The sequence below is a fragment of the Candidatus Leptofilum sp. genome (genome assembly GCF_965223285.1).
Lineage (GTDB): Bacteria > Chloroflexota > Anaerolineae > Promineifilales > Promineifilaceae > Leptofilum.
Genome location: NZ_OZ244997.1, coordinates 1,967,088 through 1,983,040 on the forward strand (window position 1 = coordinate 1,967,088; position 15,953 = coordinate 1,983,040).

A 15,953-nucleotide genomic window follows, 5' to 3' on the forward strand; every position below is an offset into this window, starting at 1 on the left:
TCAAGTACGTACGTTGCTACCTGAACACTGGAACAGTTAAAAACCTAAAAACTAGCCACTAACAAACTATCTTCTATGAAACTCAAAGTCGGACTCGCCCAAATAACGCCCAAACTTGGTGATTTAGAAGCCAATCTGGAACGCCATTTACAAGCAATTGAAGAAGCCGCCGAAAGCGGCGTAGAGCTATTGGTCTTTCCCGAACTCTCCCTAACGGGTTACCGCCTCCGCGACCTTGCCTTTAGCGTTGCCATCCAGCCCACTTACAAAAACCCCATCTTTGCCCGACTGCTGGATGCTAGCCGCGATATGGACCTGGTGGTTGGCTTTGTAGAATCAGACACGCGCCAAAAGTTTTTCATCACTGCCGCTTACTTGTCTGGTGGCGAGGTTATCCACCTACACCGCAAAGTGTACCTGCCCACCTACGGCATGTTTGATGAAGGACGCTACTTCGCCTGGGGCGACCACATTCGCGCCTTTGATACGCGCTTTGGCCGCGTCGGGCTACTCATTTGTGAAGATTTTTGGCACGTCAGTGCTGCCTACACGCTGTGGCTAGACGGTGCCGACATGCTTATTCTCACCTCGTCCTCGCCGGGGCGCGGATTGGCCACCGAGCAAAAAATTGGCAGTGCCCGCTGGGTAGAACATATCAACCAGGCATACGCCAGCATGTTTACCAACTTCATCCTGCACACCAACCGCACCGGCTTTGAGGATGGCGTCACCTTTTACGGCGGTTCCACCATTTACGACCCGGAAGGCCAGTTGCTCAGCCAGGGGCCATATTACGAAGAGGCGTTGGTCACCGCCAAGCTAGACCTGAACGAGCTGCGCCGCGCCCGCATTCGCTTGCCCTTGCTCCGCGATGAGCGCGTAGGCCTCACCCGACGCGAACTGAGCCGTATCCTAAAAGACAAATAGCCGAAGGATTGGAAGAGGATGGATAGCAAGGCATTAGAAAATGACCAAAGTTTCATGATTGGCAAAGTATCAATTGTTCCCCTGCTCGGAGATGTGCGTCAACTAGAAGCGGATGTCTTAGTACAATCATCAGGAACTTCAGTTCAAGGTGAAAACCACCATTCATCTTGGATTGTTACCAATAGAAATTATGATGAAATTGTCAACACTTTGAACAATCATCGTCCGCACAAACTAGGGGATGTCATTATATCTACAGCAGGGTCATTTCACGCGAAGTATCTTTTTAACGCTATCGTTATCGACTGGGGGCATCAACGTTCACAAGGCTCGTTGATTTATGAAGACATTGTAGATAAAGTGGCAAGAAAATGTATAGAAGTTGCTGTGTCTCTCGATTTAAAATCGATTGCATTTCTGCCCTGGGGCGCAAGAATAGGTGCATCTACTGCGTCAATGATGACGGCATTACTTGTTCAAGCCATCGTAACCCAGCTAAAAGTAAACTCTGGTAGCCTTGAGAGGGTTTTCCTAATTTCTAATAACAAAGAACATTATCAATGGTTTGTGGATCGTGCTTTCTTATTCCAAGTGATGTTTTCTCAAATTGAGGAGATACGAAATCAAATTTCACATTTAGATGTTACGCCTGAAGCACGAGAGCAGATACTTGAAACATTGGGAAACCTTACTCAAACAGTTTACATCTTTAACGAAGTTGTGGAGGGAGATAAAATTACTGTAGGAAATATGGAAAACGTCGAAGGTGCCGCAATCGGAAATCAAGCGATGGTCAAAGTAAAAGACTCAAAATAAAAGCATTAATACCTATGAATGACTCAACCTCTATCCCAGCTGGTTATGACACGAGCGACGACCACCGCTCTGGCTTTGTAGCGGTGATTGGCCGCCCCAACGTAGGCAAAAGTACGCTCATCAACGGCCTGCTGCAAGAGAAGATCAACATCGTCTCCCCCAAACCGCAAACCACCCGTAGCCGCCAGTTGGGCATCCTCACCACGGCCGATTTCCAAATCATCTTCATGGACACGCCCGGCCTCATGCAGCCGCGCCACAAGCTGGATGAATTTATGGTGGAAACGGCCGTTGAAAGCCTTAATGAAGCCGACGTGGTGCTATGGCTAGTGGACGGCAGCGAACCTGTCGGCCCTGGTGACCGCGCCATTGCTGAAATGGTACAAAAAGTGGATGAAACCGTCGCCGTCGTTCTGGCCATCAACAAAAGCGACATTACCCCGCCAGAAAAGGTGATGCCCCATACCGAGGCGTACCGCGCTCTGGCACCAGAGGCCGCCTGGATATTCTTTTCGGCGCAAACGGGAAACGGCCGTGGCGAACTTCTCGATCTCATTGTGCAAGCCCTGCCGCTTGGCCCCCGCTACTATCCTGCTGACCAAATCACCGACATTTACCTGCGCGATATGGCCGCTGAATTCATCCGTGAACAGCTGCTGCTGCATCTGCGCGATGAGATTCCATACGGCATTGCCGTCCAGGTAGAGCAGTTCAAAGAGCGGGAAAATGGCGTCACCTACATCGGCGCCAACATCTTTGTTGAGCGAGATAATCACAAAGCAATTGTCATCGGCCACAAAGGGAGCCAGCTGCGCCGCGTCGGGGCGGCTGCCCGCAAAGAGCTAGAAACATTGGTCGAAGGCAAAGTGTTTCTGGAGCTTTGGGTTAAAGTCGAACCAAAGTGGCGGCGCAACGAAAAAGCACTCAAGCGACTCGGCTACAGCAAACCTGAGTAAACTCCGCACAATTAGAAAAATGTCCTACTCATGTGACTTTTTCTGCCACATGGGTTTCCATAGATGTGAAAAGCACAGTTGATCGCCATAGAACATTCGTGCTAAAATGCCTAAGATTGGCCATAGTGGGCGTGTTTGTTGAGCCAATTTTTCTGGGCGCACGGAATAAGTGTATAGGTGACAATCACTTTGATCGGCTCTTTTTGTAAGACACCTATGTGACGAAGTGACTGTTACCTGAGTACAGGAGATTGGATATGACAACAAACCAGGATGACCAAGTTGTTAGCCGTCGTAAATTTATCAAGGCCGCTGCTTTAACGGCCGTTGCTGCCTCAGCCACGGGTGCAGGAGCCGCCATCTACAACCAGAATCAGAATGCGGCCACTGTCATCACCTCTGTTCCCAATAACTCTGCGCCAATTGTGAGTACGGCCGTTCCCTCCCTCACCTCTCCCGACAGCGATCTTTTTACCCGGCTGGCTGCGGCCCAAGCCGAAAACGTGCGCCTGCAAGCCGCGCTTGATGCTGCCCAGCGGCAGCTAACAAGCCTGCAAACCAACAACCAAACGGCCGTCTCTGACAGCGAAGCACTCACCGTGGAGCTAAGCCAGGCCAACGAGCACATTGGCGTCCTGGCAGGACTCATCGCTCTGTACGAACAATTTGCGGCGGTGGATGTGGAAACGGCCGTTGAGGAAGGGTTCTCCAACTTCACCAACAACATCGAAACCTTCCTGGCAGACGTGCCCACTCTCTCCGAAAGCATTCAGATGGGGCGGCAAGCGTTACAGAATTTTGAATCGCAGGTATCCATTTTGGATAACGGCCGTCTCTGGCTTATTGATCATCTGGCAAAAATTGAAGGATATTTTGCTGCGGTGGAGCAATTGCTATCCGAGGCAGTGGAGCACGTTGGCCCCTTCCTGCAAATGCTTAACGATTGGTTTGATGGCGTGAAAAAGTGGCTCCCCTTTGGCATTGGGCAAACGGCCGCAGCCATCATGCAATCTATCACCACTCTCATCATGGAAACCCCTAACACGCTCAGCGGGCTAGACACAAACGTCATGCAGCCGCTCAACGTCTGGCTAAACCGGGATCAAAACAACGAAACCGCCCTGCACCAAACGCTCATCAACCCCCTGCGGGACGATCTGATGCCCAAAGCAGACAATGCTGTAAGCAAAGCTCAGCAAATGGATACAACCTACAAAACCATGCTGAAAGAACCGGTGGAAACGGCCGTTTCCAGCCAACGCGCCATTCGGGGATTGATCAACGCCTACCGAGAACGGCACGGTATTCAGTAATCGGTAATCAGCAGGTCAGTAATTAGTTTGACAATGTTAGATTCACGGGCCACGAGCCTTTCTAAGCCGTGACTTTCGTGAGCGAGTACGATTATCCAAGTGTTTGACAACCAATTCAGCCGCCTGGCGTGACGACAACTGCGGCAACGGCAACGCGGCTCGTAGCAAGGTACGAACGTTAACAATCGATAAATTGGGCAAAGTATCCGTTTCGTAGGCAGCCAACAAAGCCGGGTCACGAGGATATGCCTCCGTCCACTCGAGCAAGGTTTCGGTGATGAAGGCACTGGCCATGATGGTCAAGGCGAGATGGTGAACCCAGGCAGGGTACTTCTGGGCCTGAAATTCATCCCACCCCAACTCCGATTTGGCGTCCTGATGGGCCCGTTCGATGAAGTAGCGATGCGACTTGTGCCGGGCCATTGTCTCCAGAGGAATATCAGCCGGGGCATTGCTCAGTGAATAAGTAACTTTACCGTTGGCGCGGCGGATCAGCAGCCATTCCTGGCGGCAACTTCCCTCTTCACTGACGGTCCACACCCGTTGCCGGGCAAATTGGGCAGTGAGATGGCCCCGTTCATGTGGACGAAGGGTGATGGCGGTGAATGAGAACGCCGATGCCAGTTGTTCAGGTGTGGTCTGACTGCCTAACACAGTAATTTGGACATGCTTGCGCTTTGGTTCCCGGATGACCTGAGGTTTCTCCAGATAAAGCGACAAGTTGCAGGGAATATCGGCAAAGTATTGGATGGACAGCTGGTCTAATTCAGCCCGCAACCAGTGGCTGCGGCCATACAAGCTGTCGCAGTCAAAGGCGTCAAAGGCGACGCCATTGGCCAGGACCCGCTTGACCATGACCAGTACCAGTTCGATCTTGGTCTGAAATTCCCGGTCAGCGGGGATGGCTAGCTTGTTGCGTCGCCGCGCATAGGCCGGGGTGAACCATTTTTCTGGCAAGTACAGTTCGCCATCAATCCAGGTGCGGTAGCCATCTTTGGCCAAGGCCAAAAACACACCCACCTGACTCATGTCAACTTTTCCCAGGCGACCATTGTGCTGCCGACTGCTGCCGGTGCTGCCATCACCGGCCTTCTCCTCTGCACTTTCATCAGCAATGAGGACACTGCCTTGCTGGTAGTGGGGCAAACTGCTGATATCTTGTTGCAGGACGGCGATCAAATCGTTCCCGGCCCAAGGTGAATCGGCGATGAATTGTTGCAGATTTTGTTCGGGGATTCCCGCTACACGGGCAATCCCGCTGATATGCCGGTTGCTCTCCATTCGTAACAAGCCACTCAGGTAATGATAGCCATATTCACTGGTATCGCGTGTCTTGGTTTTCATCCAATAACGATAACGTTCATGATACTGGTCAAGCCGCTCACCCAATTTATCGATAGCTGCTTCATTTAGCCCCCACTGGGCTAACCGTGAAGTTTTTTCTTTTCCATTTTCAAATTTTACTGATATTGGCTCTCACGAGCCTAATTTAACATTGTCAAATTAGTTAAACTGCAAAAAAGTTATCGAATGCAGGTTTTTCTATTTCTCGATAAATTAGGGAAATCTGCATTCTGTTTTCTGGCTCAATGACTCTTCAATACCAGCGGCAAATGATTATAACAATGTGATAACGCAACATCATCAAACCAAACCCGTGCTGTGTCATCCTCAGAGGAAATTTGGGCAAAAACTTCAAAAGTGGTGGCATTGGCCAAGGGCTCAAGATCGTCAATACTTACACGAATCCACTCTGAACTGTTACTCACTGTCATCGCAGAACCTGATGTACTACCTAAATAATTTTCATCTTTGTCAAACCAGGAGATAGATAATCGCACCCAACCATCCAAATTTTCTGTTTGCACATACCCTTCCAGGTAGCCAGTCTGACAAACTGTTAGGTTTTCCCGCAAGCTTGGCACGGTATATAACCCCACTTGGCCTGTAAACCCTTGCTGGCTAACTTTAACTGAACATTGACCGCTATGTGCTCTTGTACAATCCTGAGCAAACGTATCTACAGAAGACCAAAGTTCATCCCACGGTCGCCAATCGTCCATATTCATGGAATGGGGGTTTAGGTCTTCAAATGAGCCATTCAAGACTGAAATTGGACTTAGGCTAGCCGGAAAGTTGCCATGAAAAGCATCGCTTAGAATTGATGCGGCTGGTTTGGGCGTTCCGTCCAGGCGATAAAGACCAAAAAAACGTTCTGGTTCTGGTGCTAACGCATCGCCACAAATGATTGTACCTTCTTCAAAATCATGTAGTGTCCAGGCACCCAAATGCTCAACACCATATTGATTGGCGTAATAAAGCACATCTTGGTACAGATTAGCCTGGCTTGTTTCTGACACATCAAAAGTATTGTAGCCAAATTCCCCAAGTAACAGATCAGCATCTCCAATTATTTCACGCGCTCGCTCTAAAGCATCAGGCAATGCGGTCGTCCAAGCACGCGGCGAGGTGGGATACCAATGGAAACTATAAATGTCAAGAGAATTTGTAGCAGTTAACGTCATCATTGTGGCCAACAATTCGGGATCATTTAACACCGACAACGTTGCTGGCACATTACCGGCCTGAGCTTGAAGATAAGGCAACACATCAGTAACCCATGCTTGCACTGTGGGGTCATTAATTGGTGTTTCATTTTGCAATTCCCAAATAGCGATGCGGGAATCATCCTTGTAGGGCAGAACAATCGCATCAATCCAAGTTTTACTGCCAGAAATATCTGTCCAAGGGGTTTCATCGCAGTCAAATACGTTTACATGCGCCTGCAATCCTGCATTGTCAATATACGTCAACGCCTCTGCAAAGTAATAGATGTAGGTGGGAGATGGTGTCGGATACCCAAAAACATCCGGGTGCAAAAATATACGAACTGTGTTGCCCCCCAACTCATAAATATGGTTTAGGTCCGCTGTGATTTGACCCGTTGCCACTAAATCAGGCCAATTTTGCCAAAAATTCTCCCAAGCATTGCCCGCTGGATAGTAACTTATCTCCTTCAGTGTTTGAGAGATGCCTGCGGAGCGTTCTGAGTTATTGGCAGTGGATTGGGGTTGAACGGCCGTTGCCGCTTCAAAAGTAAATCCCAAAACAGAAACCAACGTGATAATTATCAACAACATGAGACAAATCAACAAGGTTCGTGAAGGTACAGATTTCATTTTTCCTCCTCTAAAAAATTGCCCTAATGGCTGAACAACAATATATTCACAACCTATCAGATAATTCTTGTCAAAGTCGAGTTCTTTTTTGTCAATATCGTTGACAATTGCACCTAAGTGGATGTAGCCGAAGTAATAAGGAGGAAAATATGAGCCATCCATTTGGAAATTTGGTCAGGCAACATTTAAGTCGCAAACATGGGTTAAGTCAAAACAAGCTGGCAAATGGAATCGATCAGGACCCAGCGGTTATTTCAGGGATGTGCCACGGTAAACGCTTACATGGTTCTTTGGCGCGCGAGCGCGTTTTAGCCATCATTGATTGGTTCAATACACAAGGCGTGCTCCACGATTTGAATGAAGCCAATCGCTTATTAGAAGCAGCGCAAATGTCTTCATTAAGCAGCAGCAAACCCATCGAAAAGCAATTGCTGGAGCAACTTAAAACAAGCCAACCAACATTGATGCGACAAACAACAGAAGAAACAGTGCAAGCTACCGCTGTTTTAGATCAACCGCAAAGTTTTTCTTTTCAAGACACAAAGCCGAATTTTATTTTTGTGCGTCGCCGATTATTGGGCATTTTGCTTGTGATAGTTGTAGTGTTTTCTATTTTTTATTTTGTTTCTGAGGGTAGGTCTGGGCTAATCTGGCAAGTTGATTTTTACGACTTCGATCCATCGAAGTGGCAAGAGCCCTCAGCTATTTGGTCTGTTGAAGAGCAAAAATCGGCGACATTGTCCGAAAACGATCCTGAGTTATTTTATGGCAAAGTAGAATCCGAGCAGATTACAGTGAACACAGCGATGGCTCCTGTTTTAAGTATTCATGCTACGGCCGTAGACCCTAATGCAAGTTATTCAATTCAAATTCAGGATGCAACAACCTTTGAACCAATTGATGTGCTAAAGGATATAACCTTGCCTGGTGAACATACGATTGATTTAGTAAACGCAATGGGTTGGCAGACAAATGAAAAATATATTATCACCATCAATATCTGGATCAGCGGCGAAGGAAAATCAGTCACGTTTGACCAACTAGAAATTAGTTCTGGCTAAGTGGGAGCTGTGTCTAACGGTGGCGCAACGGCCAAGAAGTCGTGGACAAAGCGTTGGCTATAGCTTTGGATGAGTTGCTCAATTCGCTCGTGCTGGGGGGAAGCTACAATGAGACCAGCGTGTTGTTTTTTGTTCACGCGATGCACAATTTCCGGGTCCTGATAGCCAGATAAATCAGGCCATTCCTGCCGGGCCAGGCAAATCATGATGCCAGCATATTTACTCTTATCTTCGGGAATTTGATATGCTTCACTACGCAGTGCGGCCGTTTCCAATCGTGCCCACTCTGCCCACAAATTGATCCCGCTGGATGCTTCAACTAACTGCTCAATATTGGCTCCGCCCACGCGAGCGGCCGTTTCCAAAAAGTAAAATTCGCCGTCTTCTCCCTTAATAAACTCCGTGTGCGCCACGCCGCGCTCCATCCCCAAAGACAAAATCAGCTTGTTGTGGAGTCTTACGAGTGCCTTTGTTTCCTTTGCCTGACGGGGCATGGTGCGGGTTACAAAAACGCCGCCATCATGGGCCACATCAATCGGCGGCTGCAAATATTGGTGTGCCGTAGCAAAAACCACCTTGCCCTGCCAAACAATCGCGTCCACATGATAAACTGGCCCAGCCACAAACTGCTCCAGCAAAAAGTAAGATTGCAAATCGCCCAGCTCGTCCAGCTTGCGCCACAGCATCTCTGAATGATCCATCCGCTTGATGCCCATCGCCCCCGCTTCAGCACGCGGCTTTAGCAACCAGGGCGGCGGCACCCGTCCCATAAATTCGCGTAATTGATCATAGTTGAAAACGGCCGTAAATTCCGGCACCTTAAACTTTTCCTGCCGTGCCTTCATCCGCATCGCCAGCTTGTCACGGAAATGGCGGCTCACTGTCTCTCCCATATTCGGCAGCCGAAAATGCTCACGTAACGCCGCCACAGTCAGCACATCATAATCATCCAGTGGAATAATCTGATCGACCGCCTTCCCCCGCATGAAGTATGCAATTGCATAAATAATGTCTGGCTGCTTTGAAAGTTGCGGCATGTAAAACACATCATCAATGCTGTCCCACGGCCACGATTCGTTATGTAGCTTTTCCCGCGTCACTAACACCACCCGGCAGCCTGCTTGCTTGGCAGCGGTAAGAAAAGTCGTCCCTTTAAAATAGCTTGCCAGACACAAAAGCGTCACCGGCTTCGTTCCAAAATCCAACTCAGACATAAATCCCTCGCCTACAAAATCAACAAAACAATCGTGACGATGGCAGCTATCGTCAATACAAAAAAGCTAATGATGAGCAAAATCACCAGCCAGTCGGTATCTTCTCGGTTAGCAGGTTGGTAGCTGGTTGGTTCTATAGGCACGGCCGTATCCATCTGATCATCCATCACATTCCCCGTCGTTTGCATTGGTTCCACGACCGCAACCCGGTAAGGTGCCAGCAGTTCCGGTGTTAACTCCAACTCGTCCTCACTATCCATCGCCGCCGACAGCATCGAAACCAATCCGTCATCCAGAGCAACATTGTCAACGGTGGGAGAAGCTGTGCCACCTGCCATCGCAGTTTCATCATCTTCCGTAGCATCAACTTGAATTTCTTCCGGTGCCAGCTTTTTCACCCAAGGCGGCAAGTCAGCAGCCTTGCTGGGCATAACAGCGGCCCGCGCCTGTACCGCCGCCAACGCCGACAAAAGTTCATCCCCATCAGCAAGCAGCTCACGCGAATTCCCAACGCTGCCACCTAAAGGCTCAGATGCCACTAAGTCTAAATCACGCGCCAGCAAGTAATAGCGCAGCTTTTCAGCATCAAACATCAAATGCCCGCTTGCCCGAACCTCATCACCTACTCTGAGGCTGGTGCCCTCAACCGCTTGGCAGCTCAACTGGTGAATGCCTTCTGTCAGCACAAAGTGTTGCCCATCCACCTGGCTTACCTGTCCCAGGACAAATACCAATCCCAGCGGCAATTCAGGAGGAAGTTTAGAGGCTAAACGGCCGTTTAACTGACTTACGGAAATATCCATAATCAACTCCAAAATCTCACCAACTCACTGATTCTGCTTCCCATTATAATCGAACTCTGCAAAGGACAGGTAAAAACTAGACGGCCGTTCCCAAACCCTCATAGAATTAACCAGAAAATTGATGCAGAAACCATTTGACGAAAAAAACACAAATGCTATACTTACTCGCCTGAGGTTGCTATAATAGCAACAATGGTTACTTGCCTATAACTCTTAAAAACTTAATACAAGAGATACGTGCCGACGTAGCTCAATTGGCAGAGCAATGCTCTTGTAAAGCATAGGTTATGGGTTCAAGTCCCATCGTCGGCTTGAGCTAAAACTCCAGCGTAGAAGCGGAAACTAAATAAGACGACAAAGTCGTTGCCTTACCGCTTCTTCAAGCTGATGATGCAATTCCGAAATTCATTTCATCATCAGCCATTAACACAAACAAACATATGGGTCAGTGTCCCGAGCGGCAAAGGGGGCGGACTGTAAATCCGCTGGCGATAGCCTTCGTAGGTTCGAGTCCTACCTGGCCCACCTTCCAGTTTTCAGTATCCAGTTAACAGTAACTTCAAAATTACTCACGGTAACATCAACTGATTACTGATTATCGGTTACTGAACACTGATTACTGTCTCATCGAGATGCCCACGTAGCTCAGGGGTAGAGCACATTCTTGGTAAGAATGAGGTCATGGGTTCAAATCCCATCGTGGGCTCTCCACCCCGTCAATCTTGTGCAAAACAGCAGGATGGCGGGGTATTGTTGTGAAAAAGGCAAGCATCACAACAACTTCCTTGCGAAGCAGCTTGCCACAGAGAATCTAAAATAAACAGTTTAGATAATAAGGAACAAGGGTTTATTAACGATGGCAAAAGAAAAATTTGTGCGCGAAAAACCACATGTGAACATAGGGACGATAGGTCACGTAGACCACGGCAAAACAACCCTGACAGCCGCAATCACCAAAACGCTGTCCCTGCAAGGGTTCGCCGACTTCTCCGCCTTCGACCAGATCGACAACGCTCCCGAAGAAAAAGCACGCGGGATCACGATCGCCATCTCCCATGTTGAATACGAAACCGAAAACCGGCACTACGCCCACGTCGACTGCCCCGGTCACCGCGACTACATCAAAAACATGATCACCGGTGCGGCTCAGATGGACGGTGCCATTCTCGTCGTCTCCGCTCCCGATGGCCCCATGCCCCAGACCCGCGAGCACGTCCTGCTGGCGCGTCAGGTAGAGGTGCCCGCCATCGTCATCTTCCTCAACAAGGTAGACATGATGGACGACGAAGAGCTGCTGGAACTGGTAGAGCTAGAGCTGCGCGAGCTGCTGGACACCTACGAATTTCCAGGGGATGAAACCCCTATCGTCCGTGGCAGTGCCCTGCAAGCCCTCGAATGCAGCAGCGACGACGTCAACGCCCCCGAGTATGCCCCCATCATGGAGCTGATGCGGGTGGTAGACGAATACATCCCCACCCCAGAACGTCAGACCGACAAGCCGTTCATGATGTCGGTTGAAGACGTCTTCTCCATCAAGGGACGCGGCACGGTTGTGACTGGACGAGTCGACCGCGGCACCCTCACCGCCAACACCGAAGTGGAGATCGTCGGTCTGGCCGAGAAGACCCGCAAAGTGACCGTCACCTCCATGGAGATGTTCCACAAGATACTGGACAAGGTAGAGGCAGGGGACAACGCTGGCTTGTTGCTGCGCGGTATCGGTCGGGATGAGATTGAGCGCGGCCAGGTGTTGGCCAAGCCAGGCAGCATCACGCCCCACACCGAGTTCATGAGCGAGGTGTATGTCTTGCGCAAGGACGAAGGTGGCCGACACAAGGCATTCTTCCCAGGCTATCGGCCGCAGTTCTACATCCACACGCTGGACGTGACGGGTGAGATAGCGTTGCCGGACGGGGTAGAGATGGTGATGCCAGGGGACAATGTGAACCTGCATGTGAAGTTGAGCAAGCCGGTGGCGTTGGAAGAGGGTGGTCGGTTTGCCATTCGGGAAGGTGGCTTGACCGTTGGCTCTGGTGTGATTACCAAAATCCTGAATTAACATTTTCGTGTATAATGGGGCATGTGGCATAAACATATGCCCCACTCAACCTTTAGGGGGTTAGCTCAATTGGCAGAGCGACGGTCTCCAAAACCGTAGGCTGCGGGTTCGATTCCTGCACCCCCTGCTCTTAACGACCTCCAGAGGCCCATGCTGGTCTCTGGAGGTAATTTTGTAAAAGCAGCTAGCAAAGTTGATTTTTAGAAGGACTAACAGTGACAGAAAAAACAGCCAATCAGCCTAACCCAGTCTCTCGGTACTGGAAAGAAACGCGTGGCGAATTGCGTAAGGTCACCTGGCCAACCCGTGACGAATCACGGCGGCTAACCATTATTGTCATCGGTGTAACCATTGCTTTTGCCTTGTTTCTTTGGGTATTTGATCTACTTTTCTCAAATGTGATTCAGTTACTTATTGAGCAGCTCATCGGGCTGTAAAGATAGCGGAATATTTTGCTAAGAGTAGCGAGCGAGATTTTTAAATGAGTAATGAAATTGAAGACAAAGAAATAACAGCCGAATCTTCTTTGTCCGCAGGTAGTGATAGCAATCTCATACCAGATGACGGCCGTTCCTGGTACGTTGTCCATTGCTATTCTGGTTACGAAAACAAGGTACGCCACAGCATTGAACAACGCATTGAAACAATGGGCATGCAGGCCAAAATCTTTGATGTTGTCATCCCAACCGAAGAAGAGATTGAAATAAAGGATGGCAAGCGACGTACGGTTGAGCGACGTGTCTTCCCTGGCTATATCCTAGTGCAAATGTTGTTAGATGAAGATTCTTGGTATGTTGTACGGAATACTCCGGGCGTGACTGGGTTTGTGGGCATGGGTAATGAGCCTACCCCACTGCGTCCTGAAGAAGTTGCCAAGATTATGAACCGCATGGAAGCGGAGGCTCCCAAAGTCAAGTTCGACTTCCAGATTGGGGAAAAAGTACGTATTGGCACTGGCCCATTTGCTGACTTTATTGGCTCTGTTTCTGAAATTGATGCCGATCGCGCCAAAGTTCGCGTGATGGTTTCTTTCTTTGGTCGTGAAACCCCGGTTGAGCTCGATTTTCTGCACGTAGAAAAAGTATAGTTGCTTATTGCGAAGGTGGTTTAAATACCTAATTGGTGTTTGCTGCCTTCGTCTTTTGTTGTTTGTTTTAAGCTTTGGAGGAGCCTAGAAAAAGGCGTTTGGACTCCTTGGAGGTAATATGGCTAAAAAAGTAAAAGCAGTTGTTAAGATTCAAATTCAGGGCGGGAAAGCCAATCCAGCTCCCCCAGTTGGTACAGCTCTTGGCCCTCACGGCATTAATTTGATGCAGTTTTGCAAAGAGTACAATGCCAAAACTTCTGGGCAGGTCGGCCAGGTTATCCCTGTTGAGGTGACGGTTTTCCAGGATGGCAGCTTTAGCTTCATCACTAAAACGCCGCCAGCCACCGATTTGCTCAAGAAAGCGGCTGGCATTCGTGGCGGATCTTCTGAACCCAATCGGGATAAGGTTGGTTCGGTCACAACGGCCCAGCTACAGGAAATTGCAGAAATTAAAATGAAAGATTTGAACGCCCGCGACATGGATGCTGCCATCAAAATTATTGCTGGCACTGCACGCAGCATGGGCATTACAGTTTCGGATTAAGAGATAGTGGGAGAACTCAACCGAGTTCGCTATGACCACAAGGAGTTATTATGCCAAAAAGAGGACGTAAATATTTGGAAGCGGCAGCTAAAATTGACCGAGAGAAGTTATATTCTCGATCTGAGGCTGTGAAATTAATTAAAGAAACGGCCGTTACCAAGTTTGATCCCACCGTTGAAGTACATATGCGCTTGGGTGTAGACCCACGTCACGCGGACCAACAGGTACGTGAAGTGTTAAACCTCCCGCATGGTTTGGGTAAAACTGTTCGGGTACTGGTTTTCGCTGAGGGCGAAGATGCCCGGATGGCCGAAGAAGCTGGCGCAGATTACATTGCTGATGATGAGTTGATCAAAAAGATTCAGGATGGCTGGACTGACTTTGATGTCGCTATTGCCGTGCCAAGTATGATGGGTAAAGTCGGCCGTTTGGGCCGTGTTTTAGGGCCACGCGGTTTGATGCCAAATCCCCGCGCAGGCACAGTTGCCCCTGGTGCTGATCTGCCCCGTCTCATTCAAGAGTCGAAAGCAGGGCGCGTAGAGTTCCGGGTAGACAGAACCGCCAACATCCATGCCCCAATTGGTAAGGCCAGCTTCACAGAAGAACAGCTAATGGATAACCTGAACCATTTGCTTGAAACGATAAAACGCGCCCGCCCAGCAAGCGTAAAAGGCACCTATGTTCATCGTATCGTGATGGCTAATACAATGGGTCCTGGGATTCGCCTTGACACGAGCGAAGCTTTGTCGTAAAAATGGCGGTCGATTAACAACAAAATCAAACCTGCACTGTTCTACCAAAGACAGTTGGTTACGATTCAATCGTATTAAACATTGCCAGCCGAGGTGGGGACACGCAAGTAACTTCCAGGCAATATTGCATTCAGCACGCTGCTGCTTTGCTTTTGCTCCGGTTTTTGACTGCAAAATCCTCATGCTCACTGGCATGAGGATTTTTTGTTTCACAATTCACTGATAAGGAGGTGAATAAATTTGGCAATTACAAAAGCACGTAAAGTAGAGCTAATCGCTCAATACGACGAGCTTATCCAGAACAGCCGCGCCATTTTCCTGGCTGAATATAGCGGGATGTCAGTTAAGCAGATGAATGCCCTGCGCGATAAAGTGTATGAGGCAAACGGTGCACTTCACGTCACCAAAAACACGCTGCTTAAGCTAGCACTGGAAAAAGCAGATAAAGAACTACCTGATGATTTTATGCAAGGACAGTTAGCAACAGGCTTTGCACTCTCTGAGGCACCGTCTTTAGCAAAAGCATTGGTTGATTACGCTAAAGATGATGACAAGGTAACCTTACGTGGCGGCTTCTTGGGTGATGAATTTATGTCTGTAGAGCAAATTGAAGCTCTAGCAAAATTGCCCAGTCTGGACGAACTGCGTGCCCAAATTATTGGGCTTATCGACGGACCAGCACGCAACGTGGCTTCCGTATTGGCTAGCGGTGTGCGTCAAGTCGTCAATGTTGTTGATGCTTACGCAAAAAGTGAAGAAGGTACAGCAGAAGCAGCTTGATATGCTGCATTGCTATGAAAATTAATTAACCACAAAAACAAAAAAAGTTTTCGGAGGAATTCAAAAGTGGCCGATTTAGAAAAAATTGTAGATGACCTGAGCAGCCTTACCCTATTGGAAGCTGCTGAACTGACAAAAATGCTGGAAGAGAAGTGGGGCGTTAGTGCTGCTGCACCGATGGCAATGGCTGCCATGCCTGGCATGATGATGGGTGGCGCAGAGGGCGCAGCCGAAGAAGAAAAGAGTGAATTCGATGTTGTCTTGAAAGAGATTGGTCCTAAGAAGATCAACGTCATTAAAGAGGTTCGCGCTTTAACAGCTCTAGGTCTGAAAGAAGCTAAAGAAGTTGTGGACAACCTGGGTACCGTTATGGAAGGTGTTGGTAAGGAGGCTGCTGAAGAAGCCAAAGCCAAACTGGAAGAAGCTGGTGCCGTTGTCGAACTGAAGTAAGAATCTTTTTTT

General features: G+C 48.9%; 16 protein-coding genes, 4 tRNA genes and 1 other annotated feature. Of the genes, 16 read left to right on the forward strand and 4 right to left on the reverse strand.

Annotated features, from left to right (window positions below; translation table 11 throughout):
- The first annotated feature begins 75 nt into the window (after positions 1-75).
- The 4 genes from ACOQPU_RS09120 (at position 76) to ACOQPU_RS09135 (ending at position 4,012) form a co-directional block, all read left to right on the forward strand.
- Positions 76-927: a nitrilase-related carbon-nitrogen hydrolase gene (locus ACOQPU_RS09120; protein ID WP_420644812.1), complete on the forward strand. Its 852-nt coding sequence runs from the start codon at positions 76-78 to the stop codon at positions 925-927.
- Positions 928-945: 18 nt separating this feature from the next.
- Entirely contained in the window at positions 946-1,743 is a 798-nt protein-coding gene (locus ACOQPU_RS09125) for a macro domain-containing protein (protein ID WP_420644813.1), read from the forward strand.
- Positions 1,744-1,757: 14 nt separating this feature from the next.
- Positions 1,758-2,699: a GTPase Era gene (gene era, locus ACOQPU_RS09130; protein WP_420644814.1), complete on the forward strand. Its 942-nt coding sequence runs from the start codon at positions 1,758-1,760 to the stop codon at positions 2,697-2,699.
- A 257-nt stretch (positions 2,700-2,956) separates the two neighbouring features.
- On the forward strand, positions 2,957-4,012 hold the full coding sequence (locus ACOQPU_RS09135) for a twin-arginine translocation signal domain-containing protein (protein ID WP_420644815.1): 1,056 nt from the start codon (positions 2,957-2,959) through the stop codon (positions 4,010-4,012).
- 42 nt (positions 4,013-4,054) lie between these two features.
- On the opposite strand, the gene ACOQPU_RS09140 is transcribed toward ACOQPU_RS09135, so the two are convergent.
- Positions 4,055-5,356 carry an IS701 family transposase gene (locus tag ACOQPU_RS09140; RefSeq protein WP_420642177.1) on the reverse strand — a complete coding sequence of 434 codons (1,302 nt, stop codon included), beginning with the start codon at positions 5,354-5,356 and terminating at the stop codon, positions 4,055-4,057.
- 242 nt (positions 5,357-5,598) lie between these two features.
- The gene (locus tag ACOQPU_RS09145) at positions 5,599-7,353 is read right to left on the reverse strand and encodes a hypothetical protein (protein ID WP_420644816.1); all 1,755 of its coding nucleotides are present in this window, start codon (positions 7,351-7,353) and stop codon (positions 5,599-5,601) included.
- Here ACOQPU_RS09145 and ACOQPU_RS09150 point away from each other — a divergent pair.
- The gene (locus tag ACOQPU_RS09150; RefSeq protein WP_420644817.1) at positions 7,341-8,252 is read left to right on the forward strand and encodes a hypothetical protein; all 912 of its coding nucleotides are present in this window, start codon (positions 7,341-7,343) and stop codon (positions 8,250-8,252) included. The two genes, ACOQPU_RS09145 and ACOQPU_RS09150, sit on opposite strands and share 13 nt — an antisense overlap.
- On the opposite strand, the gene ACOQPU_RS09155 is transcribed toward ACOQPU_RS09150, so the two are convergent.
- Together ACOQPU_RS09155 and ACOQPU_RS09160 are read right to left on the reverse strand one after the other, a co-directional pair.
- The gene (locus ACOQPU_RS09155) at positions 8,249-9,466 is read right to left on the reverse strand and encodes an ATP-grasp domain-containing protein (protein ID WP_420644818.1); all 1,218 of its coding nucleotides are present in this window, start codon (positions 9,464-9,466) and stop codon (positions 8,249-8,251) included. The genes ACOQPU_RS09150 and ACOQPU_RS09155 overlap by 4 nt on opposite strands.
- Positions 9,467-9,477: 11 nt before the next feature.
- Positions 9,478-10,269: a hypothetical protein gene (locus tag ACOQPU_RS09160; RefSeq protein WP_420644819.1), complete on the reverse strand. Its 792-nt coding sequence runs from the start codon at positions 10,267-10,269 to the stop codon at positions 9,478-9,480.
- A gap of 239 nt (positions 10,270-10,508) precedes the next feature.
- Between ACOQPU_RS09160 and ACOQPU_RS09165 the strand changes: the two genes are divergently transcribed.
- The 11 genes from ACOQPU_RS09165 (at position 10,509) to rplL (ending at position 15,941) form a co-directional block, all read left to right on the forward strand.
- Positions 10,509-10,581, forward strand: a tRNA-Thr gene (locus tag ACOQPU_RS09165).
- Positions 10,582-10,711: 130 nt separating this feature from the next.
- A tRNA-Tyr gene (locus ACOQPU_RS09170) sits at positions 10,712-10,794 on the forward strand.
- A gap of 109 nt (positions 10,795-10,903) precedes the next feature.
- Positions 10,904-10,975 (forward strand) — tRNA-Thr (locus tag ACOQPU_RS09175).
- A gap of 150 nt (positions 10,976-11,125) precedes the next feature.
- Positions 11,126-12,328, forward strand: a complete 1,203-nt coding sequence (gene tuf / locus ACOQPU_RS09180) for an elongation factor Tu (protein ID WP_420641936.1) — start codon at positions 11,126-11,128, stop codon at positions 12,326-12,328.
- A 54-nt stretch (positions 12,329-12,382) separates the two neighbouring features.
- Positions 12,383-12,455, forward strand: a tRNA-Trp gene (locus ACOQPU_RS09185).
- A gap of 88 nt (positions 12,456-12,543) precedes the next feature.
- Complete coding sequence (gene secE, locus ACOQPU_RS09190) at positions 12,544-12,765, forward strand: preprotein translocase subunit SecE (RefSeq protein WP_420630398.1); 222 nt, start codon at positions 12,544-12,546, stop codon at positions 12,763-12,765.
- A gap of 44 nt (positions 12,766-12,809) precedes the next feature.
- Entirely contained in the window at positions 12,810-13,415 is a 606-nt protein-coding gene (gene nusG, locus ACOQPU_RS09195) for a transcription termination/antitermination protein NusG (RefSeq protein WP_420644820.1), read from the forward strand.
- Between the two features lie 118 nt (positions 13,416-13,533).
- Positions 13,534-13,959: a 50S ribosomal protein L11 gene (rplK, locus tag ACOQPU_RS09200; protein ID WP_420644821.1), complete on the forward strand. Its 426-nt coding sequence runs from the start codon at positions 13,534-13,536 to the stop codon at positions 13,957-13,959.
- A gap of 50 nt (positions 13,960-14,009) precedes the next feature.
- The gene (gene rplA, locus ACOQPU_RS09205; protein ID WP_420644822.1) at positions 14,010-14,711 is read left to right on the forward strand and encodes a 50S ribosomal protein L1; all 702 of its coding nucleotides are present in this window, start codon (positions 14,010-14,012) and stop codon (positions 14,709-14,711) included.
- A gap of 26 nt (positions 14,712-14,737) precedes the next feature.
- Positions 14,738-14,926: a sequence feature (ribosomal protein L10 leader region), on the forward strand.
- Between the two features lie 25 nt (positions 14,927-14,951).
- On the forward strand, positions 14,952-15,491 hold the full coding sequence (gene rplJ, locus ACOQPU_RS09210) for a 50S ribosomal protein L10 (protein ID WP_420644823.1): 540 nt from the start codon (positions 14,952-14,954) through the stop codon (positions 15,489-15,491).
- Between the two features lie 66 nt (positions 15,492-15,557).
- Positions 15,558-15,941, forward strand: coding sequence for a 50S ribosomal protein L7/L12 (gene rplL / locus ACOQPU_RS09215; RefSeq protein WP_420644824.1), 384 nt, complete (start codon positions 15,558-15,560; stop codon positions 15,939-15,941).
- The last annotated feature ends 12 nt before the right edge of the window (positions 15,942-15,953 follow it).

Bases quoted from the DNA above. Each gene is read 5' to 3' on its own strand.
- rplA (WP_420644822.1), top strand. From the start codon at position 14,010: ATGCCAAAAAGAGGACGTAAATATTTGGAAGCGGCAGCTAAAATTGAC.
- rplK (WP_420644821.1), top strand. From the start codon at position 13,534: ATGGCTAAAAAAGTAAAAGCAGTTGTTAAGATTCAAATTCAGGGCGGG.
- era (WP_420644814.1), top strand. From the start codon at position 1,758: ATGAATGACTCAACCTCTATCCCAGCTGGTTATGACACGAGCGACGAC.
- ACOQPU_RS09125 (WP_420644813.1), top strand. From the start codon at position 946: ATGGATAGCAAGGCATTAGAAAATGACCAAAGTTTCATGATTGGCAAA.
- ACOQPU_RS09160 (WP_420644819.1), bottom strand. From the start codon at position 10,269: ATGGATATTTCCGTAAGTCAGTTAAACGGCCGTTTAGCCTCTAAACTT.
- tuf (WP_420641936.1), top strand. From the start codon at position 11,126: ATGGCAAAAGAAAAATTTGTGCGCGAAAAACCACATGTGAACATAGGG.
- ACOQPU_RS09145 (WP_420644816.1), bottom strand. From the start codon at position 7,353: ATGGATGGCTCATATTTTCCTCCTTATTACTTCGGCTACATCCACTTA.
- ACOQPU_RS09135 (WP_420644815.1), top strand. From the start codon at position 2,957: ATGACAACAAACCAGGATGACCAAGTTGTTAGCCGTCGTAAATTTATC.
- ACOQPU_RS09150 (WP_420644817.1), top strand. From the start codon at position 7,341: ATGAGCCATCCATTTGGAAATTTGGTCAGGCAACATTTAAGTCGCAAA.
- nusG (WP_420644820.1), top strand. From the start codon at position 12,810: ATGAGTAATGAAATTGAAGACAAAGAAATAACAGCCGAATCTTCTTTG.
- ACOQPU_RS09120 (WP_420644812.1), top strand. From the start codon at position 76: ATGAAACTCAAAGTCGGACTCGCCCAAATAACGCCCAAACTTGGTGAT.
- ACOQPU_RS09140 (WP_420642177.1), bottom strand. From the start codon at position 5,356: ATGAAAACCAAGACACGCGATACCAGTGAATATGGCTATCATTACCTG.
- ACOQPU_RS09155 (WP_420644818.1), bottom strand. From the start codon at position 9,466: ATGTCTGAGTTGGATTTTGGAACGAAGCCGGTGACGCTTTTGTGTCTG.